This is a genomic window from Mycobacterium sp. E3198 (assembly GCF_001667015.1).
Taxonomy (GTDB): domain Bacteria; phylum Actinomycetota; class Actinomycetes; order Mycobacteriales; family Mycobacteriaceae; genus Mycobacterium.
In genome coordinates this window covers 1-17085 of record NZ_LZIS01000136.1, presented here as the reverse complement: position 1 = coordinate 17085, position 17085 = coordinate 1, and the positions used below count along the sequence as shown (strand labels likewise).

The 17085-nt window shown below is 71.3% G+C and carries 16 protein-coding genes and 1 pseudogene; 1 reads left to right on the top strand and 16 read right to left on the bottom strand.

Translation table 11 applies throughout. The annotated features are described in order from the left end of the window. The 9 genes and pseudogenes from A5673_RS15670 to A5673_RS15630 all read right to left on the bottom strand — a co-directional run. Nucleotides 1-410 (bottom strand): annotated as a pseudogene (locus A5673_RS15670) (VWA containing CoxE family protein); the annotation flags it as partial. A gap of 5 nt (nucleotides 411-415) precedes the next feature. After that, nucleotides 416-1057 carry an SRPBCC family protein gene (locus A5673_RS15665; RefSeq protein WP_068233975.1) on the bottom strand — a complete coding sequence of 214 codons (642 nt, stop codon included), beginning with the start codon at nucleotides 1055-1057 and terminating at the stop codon, nucleotides 416-418. 12 nt (nucleotides 1058-1069) lie between these two features. Beyond that, complete coding sequence (locus A5673_RS15660) at nucleotides 1070-1936, bottom strand: MoxR family ATPase (RefSeq protein ID WP_068233972.1); 867 nt, start codon at nucleotides 1934-1936, stop codon at nucleotides 1070-1072. Then, nucleotides 1936-2511 carry an NTP transferase domain-containing protein gene (locus tag A5673_RS15655; protein ID WP_068233968.1) on the bottom strand — a complete coding sequence of 192 codons (576 nt, stop codon included), beginning with the start codon at nucleotides 2509-2511 and terminating at the stop codon, nucleotides 1936-1938. Before A5673_RS15655 ends, A5673_RS15660 begins: the two co-directional genes overlap by 1 nt. Then, nucleotides 2508-3371 carry an XdhC family protein gene (locus A5673_RS15650; RefSeq protein WP_068233965.1) on the bottom strand — a complete coding sequence of 288 codons (864 nt, stop codon included), beginning with the start codon at nucleotides 3369-3371 and terminating at the stop codon, nucleotides 2508-2510. Before A5673_RS15650 ends, A5673_RS15655 begins: the two co-directional genes overlap by 4 nt. Continuing rightward, entirely contained in the window at nucleotides 3372-5771 is a 2400-nt protein-coding gene (locus A5673_RS15645) for an aerobic carbon-monoxide dehydrogenase large subunit (protein ID WP_068233962.1), read from the bottom strand. Further along, a complete protein-coding gene (locus A5673_RS15640) occupies nucleotides 5768-6247 on the bottom strand; it encodes a (2Fe-2S)-binding protein (RefSeq protein WP_068233958.1) in 480 nt (159 codons plus the stop codon). The genes A5673_RS15645 and A5673_RS15640 overlap by 4 nt, the downstream gene beginning before the upstream one ends. 2 nt (nucleotides 6248-6249) lie before the next feature. Beyond that, complete coding sequence (locus A5673_RS15635) at nucleotides 6250-7128, bottom strand: xanthine dehydrogenase family protein subunit M (RefSeq protein ID WP_068233955.1); 879 nt, start codon at nucleotides 7126-7128, stop codon at nucleotides 6250-6252. Nucleotides 7129-7159: 31 nt separating this feature from the next. Beyond that, entirely contained in the window at nucleotides 7160-8329 is a 1170-nt protein-coding gene (locus A5673_RS15630; RefSeq protein ID WP_068233952.1) for an XdhC family protein, read from the bottom strand. Between the two features lie 22 nt (nucleotides 8330-8351). Here A5673_RS15630 and A5673_RS15625 point away from each other — a divergent pair, with 22 nt between their 5' ends. Further along, nucleotides 8352-9317, top strand: coding sequence for a LysR family transcriptional regulator (locus tag A5673_RS15625; protein WP_068233949.1), 966 nt, complete (start codon nucleotides 8352-8354; stop codon nucleotides 9315-9317). A gap of 155 nt (nucleotides 9318-9472) precedes the next feature. On the opposite strand, the gene A5673_RS15620 is transcribed toward A5673_RS15625, so the two are convergent. The 7 genes from A5673_RS15620 to A5673_RS30635 form a co-directional block, all read right to left on the bottom strand. Beyond that, on the bottom strand, nucleotides 9473-10117 hold the full coding sequence (locus A5673_RS15620; protein WP_068233946.1) for an RNA methyltransferase: 645 nt from the start codon (nucleotides 10115-10117) through the stop codon (nucleotides 9473-9475). Beyond that, a complete protein-coding gene (locus A5673_RS15615) occupies nucleotides 10114-11010 on the bottom strand; it encodes a hypothetical protein (protein ID WP_068233943.1) in 897 nt (298 codons plus the stop codon). The genes A5673_RS15620 and A5673_RS15615 overlap by 4 nt, the downstream gene beginning before the upstream one ends. A gap of 12 nt (nucleotides 11011-11022) precedes the next feature. Continuing rightward, complete coding sequence (pyrE, locus tag A5673_RS15610; protein ID WP_068233940.1) at nucleotides 11023-11565, bottom strand: orotate phosphoribosyltransferase; 543 nt, start codon at nucleotides 11563-11565, stop codon at nucleotides 11023-11025. Next, nucleotides 11552-12325 carry an SDR family oxidoreductase gene (locus A5673_RS15605; protein WP_068233936.1) on the bottom strand — a complete coding sequence of 258 codons (774 nt, stop codon included), beginning with the start codon at nucleotides 12323-12325 and terminating at the stop codon, nucleotides 11552-11554. The genes pyrE and A5673_RS15605 overlap by 14 nt, the downstream gene beginning before the upstream one ends. Nucleotides 12326-12390: 65 nt before the next feature. Next, on the bottom strand, nucleotides 12391-13248 hold the full coding sequence (gene ttfA / locus A5673_RS15600; protein ID WP_068233933.1) for a trehalose monomycolate transport factor TtfA: 858 nt from the start codon (nucleotides 13246-13248) through the stop codon (nucleotides 12391-12393). A gap of 230 nt (nucleotides 13249-13478) precedes the next feature. Next, the gene (gene clpB, locus A5673_RS15595; protein ID WP_068233930.1) at nucleotides 13479-16025 is read right to left on the bottom strand and encodes an ATP-dependent chaperone ClpB; all 2547 of its coding nucleotides are present in this window, start codon (nucleotides 16023-16025) and stop codon (nucleotides 13479-13481) included. Between the two features lie 122 nt (nucleotides 16026-16147). After that, on the bottom strand, nucleotides 16148-17085 hold a 938-nt coding region (locus A5673_RS30635), incomplete at its 5' end, for a PGRS repeat-containing protein (protein WP_369806489.1).

Here is a 17085-nt window from a genome sequence, read left to right as displayed (position 1 = left end):
GTTTCCTCGGCTGCGTCCCGGACGGTGGACGCGCGGGTGGCCCAGGGCAGTTGTCGGGCGCCGGCGTTCGGCGCGGCTCCCGCGGGGCGCACCGTGCCGGCCGCGGGGGCCTTGGGGCCCGGCAGGGCCAGGGCGGGGTCGGCACCTCGGACGCCGTCGGGCCGGGCCGCGCCGAACGCCGCCTCGAAGACGGCGTCGAAGGCGCCGAGGTCTTCCATCCGGTTGACCAGGGTGAGCCGCGCCGCCCAATACAGCGCCGGCTTCGTGTCGGGCACCAGCAGCCGCAGTGCCTGCACGAAGCCGGCCGGGCCGTTGGCGGACACCTGCACCCCCGCGCCGCGCAGGCGCGCCACCAGGGCGGCCGCGAACGCCGCCAGGTCGACGCCCCGCAACAGCAGTGGGGTGCTCACGGGCGCTAACGCCTCCGGCGCCACACCCAGATCAGCACCAGCACGACGAGCACCGCGGCCGCCGCCGCGCCGTACTTCTTGAGCTGGTCGCCGCCGGCCAGGTCGAGCAGATCGATGGGCTCGGGCTCGGGGGCCGCGTGGCGCGGACCGGGAGCGGAGTCGGTCGCCGCCGGGCCCGCGGGGCTCGCCGGCACCGGTGCGTTCTTCGCCGCCAGCTCCGCCTCCAGCGATTCCACGAACTGGCCCAGCAGCTTCTCCGAAACCTGTTGCAGCATGCCGCTGCCGAACTGGGCCAGCTTGCCGACGATTTTCAGGTCGGTGTCGACCGTGACGCTGGTGCGGTCCCCGTCCGCCTGCAATTGGGCGGTGACCGTGGCGGCCGCGTTGCCGGTCCCGCGCGATTCCTTGCCCTTGCCGTCGATGACCGCGCGATACTGGTCGCGGTCCAGCTCGACGAAGTGCACCTTGCCGCTGAACTCGCTGGTCACCGGCCCAACCTTGACCTTGACCTTGCCGAGGTAGTCGTCGCCCTCGTGGCCAGTCAGCTGGGCCCCGGGCATCAGCGGGATCACCTGTTCCAGGTCGCACAGCACGTCCCAGGCCTGATCGATGGGCGCGCTGACGGTGAACTGGTTGGCGATCTTCATGCGGTGGTCCTCTCAGGTGCGGCTGTATTCGGTGTACGCGTCGCGAATCAGACTACGGTCGTCCGGCGTCTTGGCCAGCGCCCCCAGGCTGGTCACGGCATTTCGGTCGACCAGATCGGCGACGCCCAGCGACACCAGCGCGGCGACCCAGTCGATCGTCTCGGCGACGCCCGGCGGCTTGTCCAGGTCGAGGTCGCGGACGCGGCCGATGAACTGCGTCGCGTGCTCGATCAGCGGCGCCGTCGCGCCGGGCACGGTCCGGCGGACGATCGCGGCGGCCCGGGCCGGCTCCGGGTAGTCGATCCAGTGATACAGGCAGCGGCGGCGCAGCGCGTCGTGCAGGTCGCGGCTGCGGTTGGAGGTCAGCACCGCGATCGGCGGGCGTTCGGCGACGAAGGTGCCCAGCTCGGGAACGGTCACCGCGGACTCCCCAAGGAACTCCAGCAGCAGCGCCTCGAATTCGTCGTCGGCGCGGTCGATTTCGTCGACCAGCAGCACCGGCGGGGTCGGGCCGCGGTGCCGTACGCACCGCAGGATGGGGCGGTCGACCAGGTATTTCTCGGTGTAGAGGTCCGCCTCCTCGATGCCCCGACCGCCGGCCTCGGCCAGCCGGATGGACAGCAGCTGGCGCTGGTAGTTCCAGTCGTACAGCGCCTCGCTGGCGGTCAGGCCCTCGTAGCACTGCAGCCGCACCAGCTCGGTCTCCAGCACCGCCGCAAGGGTTTTCGCGGCCGTGGTCTTGCCGACCCCGGGTTCACCCTCCAGCAGCAGCGGGCGGTGAAGCGTCACCGCCAGGAAGATCGCCGACGCGGTTCCCGTGTCGAGCAGGTAGTCGTGGGCGTCGAAGCGGGCGACGACGTCGTCGACATCGGTGAACATCAGGACTTCACCACGCGCTCGTAGTCGTCCCAGGTGTCGACGTCGGGCGGGATGGGGCCGTCTATCGCGAGCTCGCGCACCTCGCACCGGCCCGCTTCCATCAGTTTCCACACCGCCTTGTCCCCGCGCAGTGCGCGGAGTTCACGAAACACGCCGCGGCCCAACCACAACGGATGCCCGACGCCGTCGGCGTAGCGGCACACCGCGATGTCGGCGCCCGGTCCCTCGGCGAGCATTCGCCGCAGGGTGGCCGGCCGCACGCCGGGCTGATCGCCGAGCATCAGCACGATCCCGTCGGCCCGCGGATCGACCCGGTCCAGCGCGGCCCGCAGCGAGGCCGCGCACCCGGCGCCGGGGTCGGCGACGGTCACCACGTCGGTCCCGTCAAGGCGCACCGCGGCGCGCACCGCCCGGGCCGCGCCGCCGAGCGTGACGACGAGCTGGTCGAACCCCGCGCCGCGGGCGGTCTCGAGGGTGGCGTCCAACAGGGTCGTATCCCGGTAGGGCAGCAGCTGTTTGGGGGTCCCGAGCCGGCGCGAACTGCCGGCCGCCAGCACGACACCGGTGACGGTCATGCTTTCCCGGCGGCGAACGCCGCGCGGCAGCCGGGGCCGCAGAACCAGTGATCCGCGCCGGCGAGCCGCAGGCGCTCGGTGTCGGGCCCGATGGTCACCGTCATGCCGCACACTGGATCGACAGCCTCCGCAGGCGGCGGCGGTGCGTCGGCGCGGCGCAGGCCGCCGCCGCGGACGCCGGCGACCAGTTCGGCGGCGATCGAGACCGCGATCTCCGCGGGTGTCTTGGCCCCGATGCCCAGCCCGACCGGGGTATGCACCCGGGCCCGTTCGGCGTCGGAAAGGTCGAGCTGGCCGAGGATGGCCGCCCCGCGCACCTTGCTGGCCACCAGGCCGACGTACCCGACGCCGTGATCCAGTGCCGCGCGGATGATTTCGGCTTCCGGCCCGCCGTGGCTGGCGATCACCACCGCCGTCGCCTCGCCGACGTCGGCGCCGCGGCGGACGTCGTAGCCGAGCACCCCGCACACCTGGGCCAGCGCCTCGGCGATCGGGGTGGCCCCGTGGATCTCGATCAGCGGCGCCGGCAGCTGCGGGGTCAAGAAGATCTCCAGCGATCCGCCGGACAGGCACGGGTTGACGACGACGCACGCGCCCGGCGCCTCGGGGAAGTGCACGTCGCCGTCGGGAAGCACCCGCAGCAACACGCTCTCGCCGGCCTGCAGCGCGCCCAGCGCCGCCTTGCGGACGGAGTTCTGGGCGCACTGTCCGCCGACGAAGCCCTCGATGGTGCCGTCCGCCAACAGGATTGCCTCGTCGCCCGGGTAGGACGAGGTGGGCGGCTGGGCGCGCACCACGGTCGCGTGCACGAACGGTGTCCGTGCCGCCAACAGCTCCTGAGCGCGCTCACTGATCGTCATCTAAATCGGTGGTTTCGCTCTGCCCTGCATGGCCTCCCACACCCGCGACGGCGTCAGCGGCATGTCGGCGTGCCGAACCCCGAACGGCGCCAACGCGTCCACCACCGCGTTCACCACGGCCGGGGGCGAACCCACGGTGGCCGATTCGCCGATGCCCTTGGCGCCGATCGGGTGATGCGGCGACGGCGTCACCGTGTGGCCCGTCTCCAGGTGCGGCACCTCGACCGCGGTCGGGATGAGGTAATCCATCAGCGACCCGCCCAGGCAGTTGCCCTCCTCGTCGAACGCGATCATCTCCATCAACGCCATCCCGATCCCGTCGACGATGCCGCCGTGCACCTGGCCCTCGATGATCATCGGGTTGATCCGCGTGCCGCAGTCGTCGACGGCCAGGAAGCGTCGCACCTTGACCACCGCGGTGCCCGGATCCACGTCCACCACACAGAAATACGCGCCGTAGGGATAGGTGAGGTTCGACGGGTTGTAGCAGACCTCGGCGTCCAGCCCGCCCTCGATGCCGTCGGGCAGGTCACCGGCCCCGTGCGCGCGCATCGCGATGTCCCGGATCGTCACCGACGCCGACGGGTCGCCCTTGACGTGGAAAGAGCCCTTCTCCCACTCCAGGTCGGCGACCGACACCTCGAGCATGCCCGAGGCGATGATCTTCGCCTTGTCGCGCACCTTGCGGGCCACCAGCGCCGCGGCCCCACCCGACACCGGGGTGGACCGGCTGCCGTAGGTGCCCAGCCCGAACGGCGTCTGGTCGGTGTCGCCGTGCACCACCTCGATGTCGTCGGGCGGGATGCCCAGCTCCTCGGCGACGATCTGCGCGAACGTCGTCTCGTGGCCCTGACCCTGGGTCTGAACCGAAAGCCGCACAACGGCTTTCCCGGTCGGGTGCACGCGCAGCTCGCAGCCGTCGGCCATGCCGAGGCCGAGGATGTCCATGTCCTTGCGCGGGCCGGCGCCGACGGCCTCGGTGAAGAAGGCCATCCCGATGCCCATCAGCTCGCCGCGCGCGCGGCGCTCCTTTTGTTCGGCGCGCAGCGCGTCGTAGCCGATCATGTCCATGGCCTTGCGCATGGTGGTCTCGTAGTCGCCCGAGTCGTACGTCCAGCCGGTCTTGCTCTGGTACGGGAACTGCTCGGGCCGCAACAAGTTTCGCAGCCGCAGCTCGGCCGGGTCCATCTTGAGCTCGAAGGCCAGGCAGTCCACCAGCCGCTCGACGAAGTACACCGCCTCGGTGATCCGGAACGAACACGCGTAGGCCACCCCGCCGGGCGCCTTGTTGGTGTACACGGCGGTCATGTGGCAGTAGGCGGCCTCCAGGTCGTAGCTGCCGGTGAACACGCCGAAGAAGCCGGCCGGGTATTTCGTCGGCGCCGCCTGGCCGTTGAACGCGCCGTGGTCGGCCAGCACGTTCGAGCGCAGCGCCAGGATCTTGCCGTCGCCCGTCGCGGCGATCTCGCCGACCATGATGTAGTCGCGGGCGAAGCTGGTGGACGTCAGGTTCTCGCTGCGGTCCTCCATCCATTTGACCGGCTTGCCCAGCAGCAGCGAGCCGACGATCGCGCACACGTAGCCGGGGTAGATCGGCACCTTGTTGCCGAACCCGCCGCCGATGTCCGGCGAGATCACCCGGATCTTGTGCTCGGGCAGGCCGGCGACCAACGCGTACAGGGTGCGGTGCGCGTGCGGCGCCTGCGAGGTGGTCCACAGCGTCAGCTTGCCGGTCACCGGGTCCAAATCGGCGACCGCGCCACAGGTTTCCATCGGCGCGGGGTGCACCCGCGGGTACACGATCTCCTGCTTGACGACCACGTCGGCGTGCGCGAACGCCGCCTCGGTGGCGGCCGCGTCGCCGGTCTCCCAGTCGAAGATGTGGTTGTCGTTTTTGTTCTCCAGATCCGTGCGGATCACCGGGGCCGACGGGTCGAGCGCCTTGCGCACGTCGACAACCGGATCCAGCGGGTCGTAGTCGACGTCGATCAGCTCCAGCGCATCGCGCGCGGAATACCGGTCCTCGGCGACGACGAACGCCACCTCCTGGCCCTGGAACCGCACCTTGTCGGTGGCCAGCACGGCCTGCACGTCGTTGGACAGCGTCGGCATCCAGGCCAGGCCCTTCTCGGCCAGGTCCGCGCCCGTCACCACCGCCTTGACCTTCGGATGCGCAAGCGCCGCAGTCACATCGATGCCGGCGATGCGGGCGTGCGCGTACGGCGAACGCAGGATCGCCAGGTGCAGCATGCCGGGCAGCGCGACGTCGTCGACGTAGGTGCCGCGGCCGCGGATGAAGCGCGGGTCCTCCTTGCGCAGCATCCGGCCGTGGCCGCACGGCTTCTGGTCGTTGTCCGCCGTGTCTTCGGGTGAGGGCGGTCGGGACTCGATGGTGGTCATGACTCGGCCTTCACGGTGGAGTGGTTCGCCGCCCACTGGATGGAGCGCACGATCGTGGTGTAGCCGGTGCAGCGGCAGATCTGCCCGGAGATCGCCTCGCGGATGGTCTCCTCGTCCGGGTTGGGGTCGCGGTCCAGCAGGGCCCGCGCGGTGATCATCATTCCCGGCGTGCAGAAGCCGCATTGCAGCCCGTGGCAGCGCATGAACCCTTCCTGTATTGGATCCAGGGCGCCATCTGGCCCCGCTAGTCCTTCTACGGTCCGCACGCTGTGGCCCGACGCCATCACGGCCAGCATCGTGCAGGACTTCACCGGCACGCCGTCTACGTCGACCACGCACGTGCCGCAGTTGCTGGTGTCGCAGCCCCAGTGGGTTCCGGTGAGCCGCAACTGATCCCGCAGGAAGTGCACCAGCAGCGTCCGGGGTTCGACCTCGGCGGTCACCTGCTCGCCGTTGACGGTCATGGTGACTTGCATGGCTAGCTCCCCTCTGCGCGCACGCGCGCCGCGGCGGTGCGCAACGTGCGGGTTGTCAGTTCGGAGGCCAGGTGCCGCTTGTACTTCGCGGTGCCGCGCACGTCGGTCGCCGGGTCGCAGGCCGCGGCGGCGCGGCGGCCCGCCTCGGCGAAGGTCTCCTCGGTGGCGGGCCGGCCGACCAGCGCCGCCGCGAGCTCGGCGAGCGCGCCGGGGTCGGGGTTGACCGCCGTCAGGCCCACGCGCGCGGCGGCGATCGACTCGCCGTCCAGGGTGACGGACGCCCCGGCCGCCGTCACCGCCCAGTCCCCCACGCGCCGCTCCACCTTGGCGTAGGCGCTGGACGTATTGAGCCGCACCGGGATTCGGGCCTCAACCAGGATCTCGTTGTGCGCCAGGGTGGTCTCGTAGGGCCCGGCGACGAACTCGTCGATCGGTATTTCCCGTTCGCCCGACGGCCCGCGGGCCAGGCACACGGCGTCCAGCGCGCTGCAGACCGTCACCAGGTCCTCGGCGGGATCCGCCTGGCACAGCGAGCCACCCAGGGTGCCGCGATTGCGGACCACCGGGTCGGCGATCACCCGCTCGGCGTCCCGGAAGATCGGGCACACCGCGGCCAGGGTGTCGGACTCCAGGATCTCGCGGTGGCGGGTCATGGCGCCGATGCGCACGAGGGTCGGATCGGTGATCACGTAGCCGAGCTCGGGCGCCAGGTCATTGATGTCGACCAGGTACTCCGGGTTGGCGATGCGCAGCTTCATCATGGGCAGGAGGCTGTGCCCGCCCGCGATCACCCGCGCCCCCTCCCCCAGCCGATCCAGCAGCCCGACGGCGTGGTCGACGCTGGTTGCACGTTCGTATTCGAAGGGTCCCGGTACTTGCATTGCAGCAGTGTCAGCCCCGCTGACAGGGGCGTCAATAGCGAGTTAAGTGATCGTTTAACTCGTCTGGAACCTGCGCGTCGTGGTGGATGCGCCCGGTGGTCTCGGTCAGCGGGCGACCCCCGCCGCCCCAGCGCTTGGCGATGATGTCGGCGGCGATCGACACCGCGGTCTCCTCCGGCGTGCGGGCGCCCAGGTCCAGCCCGATCGGGCTGGACAGCCGGTCCAGTTCGGCGTCGGTCAGCCCCGCGGCGCGCAGCCGGCCCATCCGGTCGTCGTGGGTGCGGCGCGATCCCATCGCCCCGACGTATCCGACCCGGGGCAGCCGCAGCGCCACCTCCAGCACGGGGACGTCGAACTTCGGGTCGTGGGTGAGCACGCAGATCACCGTGTTCTCGTCAATGGCGCCCGCCTGCGCCTGCGCGTTGAGGTAGCGGTGCGGCCAGTCGACGACGACGTGGTCGGCCGTCGGGAACCGCGCCGGCGTGGCGAACACCTCGCGGGCGTCGCAGACGGTGACCCGGTAGCCGAGGAAGGAGCCCTGCTGCGCGAGGGCGGCCGCGAAGTCGATGGCGCCGAACACCAGCATCCGCGGGCGCGGGGCGAAGCTGGACACGAACACCTCCATGCCGTCGCCGAGGCGCTGCCCGTCGGGCCCGTACTTGAGGACCTCGCTGCGGCCGACCGCCAGCAGGCCGCGGGCGTCGTCGGCGACCGCCGCGTCGGCGCGCGCCGAACCCAACGATCCCGCGACGGGGCTGCTCGGGTCGGGCCGGACCACCACCCGCCGCCCCACCCACCGCGCGTCGGGGTGGCCGATGACGGTCGCGGTCGCGACGGGGCGGTTCTCGGCGATGTCGTCGGCGACGGCGCCGAGCTCGGGGAACGTTGCCCGCGAAACCGGCTCGACGAAGACGTCGATGATCCCGCCGCACGTCAGCCCGACGGCGAACGCGTCGCCGTCGCTCACCCCGTAGCGCTCCAGCCGCGGCGCGCCCGTCGTCGCCACCTCGGTCGCGACGTCGTAGACCGCGCCCTCCACGCAGCCGCCCGACACCGAGCCCGCCACCGTGCCGTCGGGCGCCACCACCAGCGAGGCCCCCGCCGGCCGCGGCGCGGACCGAAAGGTCCGCACCACCGTCCCGAGTCCCGCGGTGTCGCCGGCACGCCAGATCGACACCAGCTGGGCAAGCACGTCACGCACGCATCCAAAGTAGGCTCATGGCGTGACTCCGGCTCAACTTCGGGCCTATTCGGCGGTGGTCCGCCTCGGCTCGGTGCGGGCCGCCGCGGCGGAGCTGGGTGTTTCCGACGCCGGCATCTCGATGCTGGTGACCGCCCTGCGCAAGGAGCTCGACGACCCCCTGTTCACCCGGACCGGCGCCGGGCTGGCGTTCACGCCCGGCGGGCTGCGCCTGGCCAGCCGCGCGGTCGAAATCCTCGGGCTGCAGCAACAAACCGCGATCGAGGTCACCGAGGCCGCCCACGGGCGGCGGCTGCTGCGGATCGCGGCGTCCACCGCGTTCGCCGAACACGCCGCGCCCGGGCTGATCGAGCTGTTCTCGTCGCGCGCCAACGACCTGTCGGTGGAGCTGAGCGTGCATCCGACGAGCCGGTTCCGCGACCTGATCTGCTCGCGCGCCGTCGACATCGCGATCGGCCCGGTGAGCGAGAGTTCGCTCGCGCCCGACGACACGATCTTCGTGCGCCCCTTCCTCAAGTATCAGATCATCGCCGTCGCGGCGCCGAACAGCCCAGTGGCGGCGGGCATTCCGGCGCCGGCGCTGCTGCGCCAGCAACAGTGGATGCTGGGCCCGTCGGCGGGCGGCGTCGACGGCGAGATCGCAAACATGTTGCGCGCCTTGGCGGTTCCGGAGTCACAGCAGCGCATCTTCCAGAGCGACGCCGCCGCGCTCGAGGAGGTGCAGCGGGTCGGCGGTGTCAGCTTGACGATCGGTTTCGCCGTCGCGAAGGATCTGGCCGCCGGTCGGTTGACCCACGTGTCCGGCCCCGGCCTGGACCGGTCCGGCGAGTGGGGCGCGGCGACGCTGGCACCGGCGGTGCGCCAGCCCGCCGTGTCCGAGCTGGTCCGCTTCATCACCACCCCGAGGTGCACCCAGGCGATGATCCGCGGCTCCGGCGTCGGCGTGACGCGCTTCCGCCCGAAAGTGCATGTGACGCTGTGGAGTTGAGGGGCTTCGGCTGTGCACCTACGGCTTTCCGTGTGAATCCAGGGCGGAAAAGTCGCCGAAATCCCGCCGCTACTTCACACGCGAAGCGTTAGGCGCACAATCAAAGCCGGGGCTTCACACTCGATGCGGGCGGGCTCGATGCGGCAACGGGGGCGCTACCAGGCGCGCGACAGGTCCGCGTGCTGGCGGATCCAGGCGTGCATCGCGATTCCGGCGGCCACCCCGGCGTTGATGCTGCGCGTGGAGCCGAACTGGGCGATCGACACCGTCAGCGCCGACCCGGCCCGGAGGTCGTCGGTGATGCCCGGGCCCTCCTGACCGAACACCAGCACGCAGTCCCGCGGCAGCGCCGTCTGTTCCAGCCGCGCCGCACCGGGGACGTTGTCCACCGCGACGACGGTCAGGCCGGCGGTCGCGGCGAAGTCCAGCAACGCGGCGGTGCTGTCGTGGTGGCACAGCCGTTGATAGCGGTCGGTCACCATGGCGCCGCGGCGATTCCAGCGCCGGCGCCCGACGATGTGCACGGTGTGGACCGCGAAGGCGTTGGCGGTGCGCACCACCGAGCCGATGTTGGCGTCGTGGCCGAAGTTCTCAATCGCCACGTGCAACCGGTGGCGGCGCCGGTCGATGTCGGCGATCACCGCTTCCCGGGTCCAGTACCGGTAGGCGTCGACGACGTTGCGAGTGTCGCCGTCGCGCAACAGGTTCGGGTCGTAGCGCGGGTCGTCGGGGTGTTCACCCGGCCAGGGCCCGACACCACCGGCCGTCGTTCCCCATTCGGTGGGCCCGGCTCCGCTCATCGCTGCGTCCACACCCCGGCATGCGTGCCGTCGACCGCGACCGTCGCGTACAGCAGCGCCTCGTTGATCTCGCCCTGGGTGCACAGCGACGCGTTGACGTGCACCGAATCCAGCGACGCGTCGGGCAGGATCAGCACCGACGACCCGTACGCCGCGCAGGCCGGGTTCAAACCGCGGCCGGGCAGGGTCGGCGATGCGAGCAGCATCAGCGGGCCGCCGCGCTTGGCGGAGTCGTCGCGATACCGGTCGGCGAGGCCGGTGGCCTCCAGCCCGAGCAGCATGAAGCCGTTGCCGTTGAACGCGGCCGGGTCGCCGAGCTGAGCCTTGGTCACCGGGGCGCCGTCGGCGCGCCACGCCGACAGGCTGACGGTCTTGACCACCAGGCCGGTGTCATTGCCGTTCGTCGGCGGCAGCCCGACCGGAAACGCCGCCGGGTACGCCGCCGAGGTGTTCGGGATCCGGTCGCGCGGCGAGTAGCCGTACACCCCGCGGACCTGGCTCCGATCCTTCAGGGGCCCAAGGCAAACCGTCCCCGTGAGCCGGTCGGGCGGCGCGGCAAGCGCGTGCTGGATGTCGTGCACATTGGCCATGGCGTCGTCGCAGCTGCCCAGGCCGGTCGCCTCCATCGGGTGCGCCAGCGCGCCGTAGAGCCCGAAGCGGATGTCCTCGGGTTTGGCGTGCGGCGCCTTGGGGTCGGTGGGCGAGGCGTCCACGTCGACCAACACGTAGTCGCCGTCCCAGCGCAGGTTGGACACCGCCATGTTCCAGCCGAGCAGCGCCAGCGATTCGCCGAACCGCGCGCCCTGTGCGCCGTAGGGCCGCACGGGTTGGTTGGAGCCCGAACAGCCCGCCAGGCAGGCGGCGATGGCGAGGAACGCGATGAAACTGCGCATACCGCCCGGGGCCTAACCCAGCCCCAGATCGGCCAGGCCCAGCAGGCTGCGGTACGAAAAGCCCTCGGCCTCAATGGCCTCGGCCGCTCCGGTGGCGCGGTCCACCACGGTCGCCACGCCGATCACCTCACCGCCCGCTTCCTGAACCGCGCGCGCCGCCGTCAGCGCCGAGTTGCCCGTGGTGCTGGTGTCCTCCACCACCAGAGCCCGCCGGCCGGTGACCTCGGATCCCTCGATCAGGCGTTGCAGCCCATGCGCTTTCGCCGACTTGCGCACGACGAACGCGTCGATCGGGCGCCCGGGCGCGTGCATGATGGCGGTCGCGACGGGATCGGCGCCCAGGGTCAGGCCGCCGACGATCGCGTAGTCCCAGTCGGCGGTGAGCTCGCGCATCAGCACGCCGATCAGCGCGGCGGCCCGGTGGTGCAGGGTGGCGCGACGCAGGTCGACGTAGTAGTCGGCCTCCTTGCCCGACGACAGCGTCACCCGGCCGTGCACCACCGACAGCCGGCGCACGAGCTCGGCCAGCTCGGCGCGCGGTTCATGTTCGCCCACGACCGCCCCCTACCCGTCGCGTCGCGGCCCGGGCCAGCCCCCGCGGGATCAGCCGCCCGGCGGTGACGATCGCCTTGTACTGCAGGCCCGGAACGCTGATCACCTTGCCGCCCGCGATGTCGGCCAGGCTCCTGGTGACGACGTCGTCGACCTCGAGCCACAAAAACGACGGCAACTTGGACATCTCGATGCCGGCCCTGTCGTGAAATTCGGTGTGCACGTACCCCGGGCACACGGCGTGCACGCCGACGCCGGTGCCCTGCAGGCCCACGGCCAGGCCCTCGCTGAACGAGATCACCCACGCCTTGGAGGCCGAGTAGGTCGACCCGCGCCCCGGCACCAGCCCGGCGACGCTGGCGATGTTGATGACGGTGCCCGCACCGGCGTCGAGCATGGCCGGCAGGGCCGCGCGGGTGAGGTGCATGACCGCGGTGACGTTGACGTCGAGCTGCGACTGCAGCAGCGCGGGGTCGGTGCTCCAGAAGTCGCCCGAGGTGCCAAAGCCGGCGTTGTTCACGAGCACCCGGACCCCGGCGGCGAGACGGTCGCAGACCTTGCCCCGGCCGGCGGGATCGGCCAGGTCCGCGGGCAGGATCTCGATTCCGCCGGCCTCGCCCTCCAGCTCCCCCGCCAGCCGGGTCAGCCGGTCGACATCGCGGGCCACCAGCACCAGGTCGTAGCCGTCGCGCGCGTAGCGTCGCGCGTAGCCGGCGCCGATGCCGGACGTAGGCCCGGTGATCAGGGCTACGGGGCGAGGCATGAGCGACAGTGTAGTGACGGGGAACCAGCGATCATGGGGGCGTCCCCGGACCGCCCCACGCGCAGTCAGCGCTGGTAGTTGGAGGCCTGATGGCCGTTGCGGCCGGTGGGCGGCGGGCGGCGCAGGGATTCCGTGCGAGCCTCGTCCCGGCGCGCCGGCTCGGGGGAGCGGCGGCCCGCGTCACCAAGCAGCCCGGACACGTCCTGCCCGGAGCGCCGGGCCGGTAACTCCGCCCGGGCGGCGGGCGCCAGCGGGCGGCTCGGCGCCGCATTGCGAAGTCCCGCAGGCGATCCCGCGTCGGCGGGAGCCTCCTGCTGCACCGGCGGCAACACCCGCAGCAGGTCGTTGAACTGGCGGACCGTGCGCAGCCCCTCGTCCCACTGGGTGCGCGTGCTGGCGATCGGCATCGCGACCAGCGTCCAGTTCTGCTCGTTCCACATGATCTCGGCGCAGTCGGGCGCGGTGTGCGCGAAGGTGACCATCCGGCGGTCGCAGGCCCGCCGGGCGGCGTCGAGGTTGGTGGAGTACACCATCCGCGGGCCGATGGCACCGAGCAGCCAAATGTCGCTCTCCCGGGGCTCTTTGAGCCCCTTGAGCCGCAGATCCACCACGACGTTGGTGCCCACCTTGCGGTGCAGCGCGATCACGGTGGCGACCTCCTCGAGGTCGAAGATGTACACCGCCTCGCCACGGATCTGGCCGAGCACGACGTTGTGGGCCGGGACGTCGCCGACCGTGGAGATCACGCCGCGCTTCCAGCGCTTGAGGATGTCGGATGATTCCCGCTCGTAGTCGAAGCCGTGCGAGCGCGCCCACGACTTTCGGCGCCTGCTGCGGCCGCGGCGTCGATCGATGTCGACGTACAGCAGCACGCCCGCACCGACAAAGCACAGTGCGGACAGCGTGAACCAAAGGGGGACCATCCCACACAGGGTATCTGCTGTTGGGCCGGAACACAGAATCCGACCAGGTCACAACCCCATCACAGGTCGTGGCGATCGCGGGTGCGCCGAAGCCGGGCGAAGCGGGTCGCCAGGTCCCCTCGAGCCGTGTGCGCTGAGGGCTTTGAGTGTGAGGCAGCGGCGGGATTCTGGCGACTTTCCCGCCCTGCACTCACACTCAAAGCCCAGGATTCACACGTGAGGCGGTTAAGTTAGCCCAGCACCAGCGAGTCGCCGTCCGGGCTGACGTTGACGGGCACCACGTCGCCGTCGTGCACCTCGCCGGCCAGCAGCATCTTGGCGAGCTGGTCGCCGATCGCCTGCTGGACGAGCCGGCGCAACGGCCGTGCCCCGTAGACCGGGTCGAAGCCGCGCTGCGCCAGCCAGCGCTTGGCCGGCAGCGACACCTCGAGCTGCAGCCGCCGCTGCGCCAGCCGCTTGGCCAGCTGCTCGAGCTGGATGTCGACGATCTCCACCAGCTCCTCGGGGTTGAGGCCCTCGAAGATCAGCACGTCGTCGAGGCGGTTGATGAACTCCGGCTTGAACGCCGCGCGCACCGCCGCCATCACCTGCTCCTCGTTGCCGCCCGACCCGAGGTTGGACGTCAGGATGAGGATGGTGTTGCGGAAGTCGACCGTGCGGCCCTGCCCGTCGGTGAGCCGGCCCTCGTCGAGCACCTGCAGCAGCACGTCGAACACGTCCGGGTGCGCCTTTTCGACCTCGTCGAACAGCACCACGGTGTAGGGCCGGCGGCGCACCGCCTCGGTCAGCTGACCGCCCTGGTCGTAGCCGATGTAGCCCGGGGGCGCACCGACCAGCCGGGCCACCGAGTGCTTCTCGCCGTACTCGCTCATGTCGATGCGGACCATGGCCCGGTCGTCGTCGAACAGGAAGTCGGCCAGCGCCTTGGCCAGCTCGGTCTTGCCGACGCCGGTGGGCCCCAGGAACATGAACGAACCGGTGGGCCGGTTGGGGTCGGCGACCCCGGCGCGGCTGCGGCGGACCGCGTCGGACACGGCCTGCACGGCCTTGCGCTGCCCGACGACGCGCTTGCCCAGCTCGTCTTCCATCCGCAGCAGCTTGGCGGTCTCACCCTCCAGCAGCCGTCCGGCCGGGATGCCCGTCCACGCCGACACCACGTCGGCGATGTCGTCGGGACCGACCTCCTCCTTGAGCATCACGTTCTCGCGGGCCTCGGCCTGCGGCAGCGCGGCCTCGAGCTTCTTCTCCACCTCGGGGATGCGCCCGTACCGCAACTCGGCGGCCTTGGCCAGGTCGCCGTCGCGCTCGGCGCGCTCGGACTCCCCGCGCAACGCCTCCAGCTGTTCCTTGAGCTCGCGGACGATGTCGATCGCGCTCTTCTCGTTCTGCCAGCGGGTGGTCAGCTCGGCCAGCTTTTCCTTCTGGTCGGCCAGCTCGGCACGCAGCTTGTCCAGGCGCTCCTTGGACGCCTCGTCCTCCTCCTTCTCCAGCGCCATCTCCTCGATCTCGAGGCGGCGCACCAGGCGCTCGACCTCGTCGATCTCGACGGGCCGCGAGTCGATCTCCATCTTCAAGCGCGAAGCCGCCTCGTCGACCAGGTCGATGGCCTTGTCCGGCAGGAAGCGGGCGGTGATGTAGCGGTCGGACAGCGTGGCCGCGGCGACCAGCGCCGAGTCGGTGATGCGCACGCCGTGGTGCACCTCGTAGCGGTCCTTGAGCCCGCGCAGGATGCCGACGGTGTCCTCCACCGACGGCTCGCCGACGAACACCTGCTGGAAGCGCCGCTCCAGCGCGGCGTCCTTCTCGATGTACTTGCGGTACTCGTCGAGCGTGGTCGCGCCGACCAGCCGCAGTTCGCCGCGGGCCAGCATCGGCTTGATCATGTTGCCGGCGTCCATCGCGCCCTCGCCGGTCGCGCCGGCCCCGACGATGGTGTGCAGCTCGTCGATGAACGTGATGATCTGCCCGGCCGAGTTCTTGATGTCGTCCAGGACGGCCTTGAGCCGTTCCTCGAACTCGCCGCGGTACTTCGCGCCGGCCACCATCGAGCCCAGGTCCAGGCTGATGACGGTCTTGTCGCGCAGGCTTTCGGGCACGTCGCCGGCGACGATGCGCTGCGCCAGGCCCTCCACGATCGCGGTCTTGCCGACGCCGGGCTCACCGATGAGCACCGGGTTGTTCTTGGTGCGACGGCTCAATACCTGCACGACGCGGCGGATCTCGTTATCGCGGCCGATGACCGGGTCGAGTTTGCCCTCGCGGGCCCGGCCGGTCAGGTCGGTGGAGTACTTCTCCAGCGCCTGGTAGGTGGCCTCCGGGTCGGCGCTGGTGACCCGCGTGCTGCCCCGGACCTTGACGAACGCCTCGCGCAGCGCCTGCGGGGACGCGCCATGGCCGGTCAGCAGCTTGGCGACGTCGGAGTCGCCCGTGGCAAGCCCGACCATCAGGTGCTCGGTCGAGACGAACTCGTCGTCCATCTCGGTGGCCAGCTGCTGGGCGGTGGTGATGGCGGCCAGCGATTCGCGCGACAGCTGGGGTTGCGAGCTGGCGCCGCTGGCCTGCGGCAGTTGATCCAGAATCCGCTGCGCTTCGGCGCGGATGGTGGCGGGCTCGACGCCGACGGCCTCCAGCAGCGGCGCGGCGATCCCGTCGTTCTGCGTCAGCAGCGCCAACAGCAGGTGGGCGGGCCTGATCTCGGGGTTGCCCGCGGCCGAGGCCGCCTGCAGGGCCGACGTCAGGGCCGCCTGCGCTTTGGTGGTCGGGTTGAAAGAGTCCACGACGATCTCCGTTTGGGGTCAGAAGGTGGTGTAGAAAAATGCTTGTCGCGTTGTTCAACGCAGTCAAGGTTGAGTCTGTTCCGCTCAACTCTAGTAAATTTTGCTTACCTCTGGGTAGAGGCTTAAGCCACCCCGTTCGTCCCGTTCGTCCCGAACAGCAGCCCGCCGGTGCCGCCGGTGCCGCCGGGGCCCCCGCCCGAGCCGTTTCCGCCGTTACCGCCGTTGCCGATGACGCTGGCGCTGCCGCCGTTGCCGCCGGCGGCGGGCGCTCCGCCGGTGCCGGCGTCGCCACCGCGACCCCCGGCGCCGATCAGGCCGCCGGCCCCGCCGGCCCCGCCGTTGCCGCCGGCGAACATGCCGCCTCCCGCGCCGCCGGCACCGCCAACTCCGCCGTCGCCGAACAGCCCGATGGCCGCCCCGCCGTTCCCGCCGGCGAAGCCGGGTCCGGTCCCGAAGCCGTTGTTGGCGGCGCCGGTGCCGCCGACGCCGCCATTGCCGAACAGCATTCCGCCGGTGCCGCCGTCGCCGCCGCCCGCTCCCGTAATGCCGCTGCCCCCGACGCCGCCGTTGCCGAACAGTCCGGCATTGCCGCCGCGACCGCCGGCGATGATCACAGCGGCGCTGTTGCCCCCGTTGCCACCATTGCCCGGGCTGCCATAGAACAAGCCGGCATCGGCGCCTGCCTGGCCGGTTCCCCCGTTGCCGCCGCTGCCGATGAGTAGCCCCGCCCTGCCCGCGGTGCCGCCGAGTGCGGCGGTGGTACCGGTGCCGTCGACACCGGCGTTACCGCCGTTGCCGACCAGACCGGCGTTGCCGCCGGCCCCTCCGGCCCCCGCGTTGCTGCCCAGGCCGATCCCATTGCCGCCGTGACCGCCGGTGCCGCCGTTGCCCCACATCCCGCCGTCTCCGCCGGCACCGCCGGCGCCGCCCGCCGACCCGGCGTTGCCGTTACCGCCGTTGCCGCCGCTGCCCGCCAACATCCCGCCGTCCCACCACGCGGGCCCCGCGTCGGCGTCGGCGGCCCCACGCATCACCCCGGTGATCAGGTTGAGCGACTGGT

What these genes read in the sequence shown, in the direction of transcription:
- A5673_RS15615 (WP_068233943.1), bottom strand. Translation starts at nt 11,010, where the DNA reads ATGCGCAGTTTCATCGCGTTCCTCGCCATCGCCGCCTGCCTGGCGGGC.
- A5673_RS15665 (WP_068233975.1), bottom strand. Translation starts at nt 1,057, where the DNA reads ATGAAGATCGCCAACCAGTTCACCGTCAGCGCGCCCATCGATCAGGCC.
- A5673_RS15645 (WP_068233962.1), bottom strand. Translation starts at nt 5,771, where the DNA reads ATGACCACCATCGAGTCCCGACCGCCCTCACCCGAAGACACGGCGGAC.
- A5673_RS15635 (WP_068233955.1), bottom strand. Translation starts at nt 7,128, where the DNA reads ATGCAAGTACCGGGACCCTTCGAATACGAACGTGCAACCAGCGTCGAC.
- A5673_RS15655 (WP_068233968.1), bottom strand. Translation starts at nt 2,511, where the DNA reads ATGACCGTCACCGGTGTCGTGCTGGCGGCCGGCAGTTCGCGCCGGCTC.
- A5673_RS15620 (WP_068233946.1), bottom strand. Translation starts at nt 10,117, where the DNA reads ATGAGCGGAGCCGGGCCCACCGAATGGGGAACGACGGCCGGTGGTGTC.
- A5673_RS15660 (WP_068233972.1), bottom strand. Translation starts at nt 1,936, where the DNA reads ATGTTCACCGATGTCGACGACGTCGTCGCCCGCTTCGACGCCCACGAC.
- A5673_RS15640 (WP_068233958.1), bottom strand. Translation starts at nt 6,247, where the DNA reads ATGCAAGTCACCATGACCGTCAACGGCGAGCAGGTGACCGCCGAGGTC.
- A5673_RS15605 (WP_068233936.1), bottom strand. Translation starts at nt 12,325, where the DNA reads ATGCCTCGCCCCGTAGCCCTGATCACCGGGCCTACGTCCGGCATCGGC.
- ttfA (WP_068233933.1), bottom strand. Translation starts at nt 13,248, where the DNA reads ATGGTCCCCCTTTGGTTCACGCTGTCCGCACTGTGCTTTGTCGGTGCG.
- A5673_RS15650 (WP_068233965.1), bottom strand. Translation starts at nt 3,371, where the DNA reads ATGACGATCAGTGAGCGCGCTCAGGAGCTGTTGGCGGCACGGACACCG.